General features: G+C 70.5%; 3 protein-coding genes and 1 pseudogene. 2 read left to right on the top strand and 2 right to left on the bottom strand.

The features are described 5' to 3' along the window. A partial coding sequence (locus R6V09_RS47020) for a GAF domain-containing protein (RefSeq protein ID WP_317887591.1) occupies window positions 1–460 on the bottom strand: 460 nt, incomplete at its 3' end. A 125-nt stretch (window positions 461–585) separates the two neighbouring features. Here R6V09_RS47020 and R6V09_RS47015 point away from each other — a divergent pair. Together R6V09_RS47015 and R6V09_RS47010 are read left to right on the top strand one after the other, a co-directional pair. Beyond that, window positions 586–2,262: an AMP-binding protein gene (locus R6V09_RS47015; RefSeq protein WP_317887590.1), complete on the top strand. Its 1,677-nt coding sequence runs from the start codon at window positions 586–588 to the stop codon at window positions 2,260–2,262. An 8-nt stretch (window positions 2,263–2,270) separates the two neighbouring features. Continuing rightward, complete coding sequence (locus R6V09_RS47010; RefSeq protein WP_317887592.1) at window positions 2,271–3,860, top strand: AMP-binding protein; 1,590 nt, start codon at window positions 2,271–2,273, stop codon at window positions 3,858–3,860. Between the two features lie 195 nt (window positions 3,861–4,055). On the opposite strand, the pseudogene R6V09_RS47005 reads toward R6V09_RS47010, so the two are convergent. Next, window positions 4,056–4,399: pseudogene (locus R6V09_RS47005) on the bottom strand (hypothetical protein); the annotation flags it as partial.

The raw sequence follows: 4,399 nt of genomic DNA, 5'->3' as shown, positions 1-4,399 counted from the left end.
GCTCCCGCACCTCCTCCCGGACCACCAGCGCCTGTTCCACGTCCCGGGCCGCCGCCATCGCCGCGCTCAGCATCCGGTCGCCCAACGGCTGGGCGGTGCGCAGCGCGCCGTAGAGGACACCGCGCACCCGGCGCCGTACGACGACCGGGACCGCGAGGATCGCGCGCAGGCCCTCGGCGGCCACCGGGGCGTCGTACTCGTGGCTGATCTGGCGGGACGCGGAGTAGTCCAGGACGGCGCACGGGCGGGCGAGGGCGACCGCCTTGCCGCCCAGGCCGTTGCCCGAGCTGACTGCGAGGGCGCGCAGGGCGGGGGTCGCCGTGCCGCTGAGTTCGCTGATGCGCATCTGCTGCCGGCCGGCCTCGACCAGGCCACCGAAGGCGACGGGCAGCCCCGTTCCGCGCCGGAGCCGTACCAGCGCCGCCTGAATCTCCACCATCCCCGCCGCGTCCGTCGCCACCCGCTTGCCCCTTCGTTGCGGCCGTTCTGCTGCACACACCCCCGTACGGGGGTAGTGAGACCCACATCACGGATTACACGATGTCAGAGAGCCGCCCGGCAATGGTCCGGTTACTAGGAGGACAGATGACGACGGCGAGTGAGTCGTTCCGCAGTGCGCGGGATTTCCTGTTGGCACATCGCGAGGACTATGCCACGGCCTACGAGGGTTTCTCCTGGCCCCGGCCCGAGCACTTCAACTGGGCGACCGACTGGTTCGACGTCATCGCGTACGGCAACGGCCGCACCGCGCTGCACATCGTCGAGGAGGACGGCCGCGAGACCCAGCTGTCCTTCGGCGAGCTGTCCGTCCGCTCGGACCAGGCCGCCCACTGGCTGCGCACCCGGGGCGTCCGTGCCGAGGACCGGATCCTGGTCATGCTCGGCAACCAGGCCGAACTGTGGATCACGGCCCTGGCCGCGATGAAGCTGCGCGCCGTCGTCATTCCGGCCACCCCGCTGCTGGGCCCCGCCGACCTGCGCGACCGCGTCGAGCGCGGCCGGGTCCGGCATGTCGTCGTGCGCGCCGAGGACACCGGCAAGTTCGACGAGGTGCCCGGCGACTACACGCGCATCGCGGTGGGCGGCGAGCGCCCCGGCTGGCTGGACTTCGAGGAGGTCTACGACACCTCCGCCTCCCTCTTCGTACGGGACCCAGCCCCGACCCGGGCCGACGACCCGCTGATGCTCTACTTCACCTCGGGCACCACAGCCCACCCCAAACTGGTGGAGCACACCCACACCTCGTACCCGATCGGCCATCTGGCCACCATGTACTGGATCGGGCTTCAGCCCGGCGACGTGCACCTCAACATCTCCTCGCCCGGCTGGGCCAAGCACGCCTGGTCGAACCTGTTCGCCCCCTGGAACGCCGAGGCGACCGTCTTCATCCACAACTACACGCGCTTCGACCCGGTCCGGCTGATGGCCGAGATGGACCGCGCGGGCGTCACCACCTTCTGCGCCCCGCCGACGGTGTGGCGGATGCTCATCCAGGCCGACCTGACCCAGCTGCGTACCCCGCCCCGCGAGGCCCTGGCCGCCGGCGAGCCGCTCAACCCCGAGGTCATCGAGCAGGTCCGGCGTGCCTGGGGCGTCACCATCCGGGACGGCTTCGGGCAGACCGAGACCGCCGTCCAGGTCTCCAACAGCCCCGGCCAGCCGCTGAAGACCGGCTCCATGGGACGGCCCACCCCCGGCTACCGCGTCGAACTCCTCGACCCGGTGTCGGGCGCCCCGGGCGCGACCGAGGGCGAGATCGCGCTCGACCTGTCCGACCCGCCCGTGGGCCTGATGACCGGCTACCACGGAGACCCGGACCGTACGGCGGAGGCGATGGCCGGCGGCTACTACCGCACCGGCGACATCGGCTCCCGCGACGAGGACGGCTACATCACCTACGTCGGCCGGTCCGACGACGTCTTCAAGGCCTCCGACTACAAGATCTCCCCGTTCGAGCTGGAGAGCGCCCTGCTGGAGCACGAGGCGGTGGCCGAGGCCGCCGTGGTGCCCGCGCCGGACGAGCTGCGGCTCGCCGTACCGAAGGCGTACGTCGTGCTCGCGGCGGGCTGGGAGCCGGGACCCGACACCGCGAAGGTGCTGTTCGAGCACTCGCGCCAGGTCCTCGCCCCGTACAAGCGCATCCGCCGCCTGGAGTTCGCGGACCTGCCCAAGACCGTCTCCGGCAAGATCCGCCGGATCGAACTGCGCGAGGCGACGGCCGCAGGGTCGGACGCCGAGTACCGCGAGGAGGACTTCCGGTGAACTCGTCGATGAACTCGTACAGCCATGGAACGAGCGGGACTTCACTCCTCGGCGACACCATCGGAGCCAACCTCGACCGGGCGGTCGCCGCCTGGCCCGACCGAGAGGCACTGGTCGACGTGCCGTCGGGGCGACGCTGGACCTACGCCCGATTCGCGGCAGATATCGACCAGTTGGCGCACGCGCTGCTCGCGACCGGGGTGGCGAAGGGCGACCGGGTCGGTATCTGGGCGATCAACTGCCCGGAGTGGGTGCTGGTCCAGTACGCCACCGCCCGCATCGGCGCGGTCATGGTGAACATCAACCCGGCCTACCGCACCCACGAGGTCGAGTACGTCCTCCAGCAGGCGGGCATCTCGGTCCTGTTCGCCTCGGTCAGCCACAAGGGCAGCGACTACCGGGGGATGATCGACCAAGTGCGGGGCAGGTGCCCCGAGTTGCGGGAGGTCGTCTACATCGGGGACCCGAGCTGGGAGGCGCTGCTCGGCAGGGGCACGGGCGACGAGCCGTACCCGGAGCTCTCCTGCGACGACCCCATCAACATCCAGTACACCTCGGGCACGACCGGCTTCCCCAAGGGCGCCACCCTCTCCCACCACAACATCCTCAACAACGGCTATTTCGTCGGGGAGTTGATCGCCTACAGCGAGCAGGACCGGGTCTGCATCCCGGTGCCCTTCTACCACTGCTTCGGCATGGTGATGGGCAACCTGGCGGTGACCTCGCACGGCGCGTGCATGGTGATCCCGGCCCCGTCCTTCGACCCGGCGGCGACCCTGAAGGCCGTACAGCAGGAACGCTGTACGTCCCTCTACGGCGTCCCCACCATGTTCATCGCGGAGTTGAACCTCCCCGACTTCGCGGGCTACGACCTCTCCTCGCTGCGCACCGGCATCATGGCGGGCTCGCCCTGCCCGGTCGAGGTGATGAAACGGGTGGTCGCCGAGATGCACATGGCGGAGGTGTCCATCTGCTACGGCATGACGGAGACGTCCCCGGTCTCGCTCCAGACGCGGCGGGACGACGACCTGGAACACCGCACCGGCACGGTCGGCCGGGTACTGCCGCACCTGGAGGTCAAGGTCGTCGACCCGGCCGACGGAGTCACCCAACCCCGAGGCACCGCAGGCGAGTTGTGCACCCGCGGCTACAGCGTGATGCTCGGCTACTGGAACGAGCCCGGGAAGACCGCCGAGGCGATCGACGCCGGCCGCTGGATGCACACCGGGGACCTGGCGGTCATGCGCGAGGACGGATACGTCGAGATCGTCGGCCGTATCAAGGACATGATCATCCGGGGCGGCGAGAACATCTACCCGCGCGAGATCGAGGAGTTCCTCTACACCCATCCGAAGATCGCCGACGTCCAGGTGGTCGGAGTACCGCACGAGCGCTACGGCGAGGAGGTCCTGGCCTGCGTCATCCCGCGCGACCCGGCCGACCCGCTGACCCTGGAGGAGCTGCGCGCCTTCTGCGAGGACAGGCTGGCCCACTACAAGATCCCGACCCTGCTCCAGGTCATGGACGCCTTCCCGATGACGGTCTCGGGGAAGGTGCGGAAGATCGAACTGCGGGAGCGGGCGGTGCGGGAGCGCTGATGCCGCTGCCGGGAGGTACCGGCCCGGTGAACCAACCGCCCGCCGCGTCGAGTTGGTCGGCCGGGTTGCTCGGCGGCTGGGGTGCCCGAGAGCATTCCGGTGCGGGGTCGGGCGGTCTGCGGTGGGCTTCTGCCGGACCGGCCGTCGGTTGCCGCGAGTCGTCATGAATCGGCCGTGGTCGTCGCGGGCCTCGAACTAGCCCCCTGCCGCGTCGAGTTGGTCGGCGAGTTCGTTCACCGGCTGGGGTGTGCCCGTGAGGTCGAGGACGAAGAGGGGGACGCCGAGGGAGTCGGCGCGGACGCGGGCGTCGTCGGCGTATCCGGCGAGGGAGAAGTAGACGCAGCCGGTGGACTCCGTCATCGCGGTCAGCCACAGGCACTCCACGTCCCGGAGCGAGGCGGGGCGCACGGTGGGGTCCACCTGCGCCAGGATGCCGCGGGCGGCCAGGCCGATGCCGGACGGGGGCCGCTGGTCGGCGCGGCGGATGTCCCGGTAGCCGAGCCAGCGCAGATAGAGCGCGGCGGCCGTGACCGCGTCGC

The organism is Streptomyces sp. W16, assembly GCF_033194735.1.
Classification (GTDB): domain Bacteria; phylum Actinomycetota; class Actinomycetes; order Streptomycetales; family Streptomycetaceae; genus Streptomyces.
The sequence above is the reverse complement of the archived record's forward strand: the minus strand, read 5'-3'. Positions and strand labels throughout refer to the sequence as shown.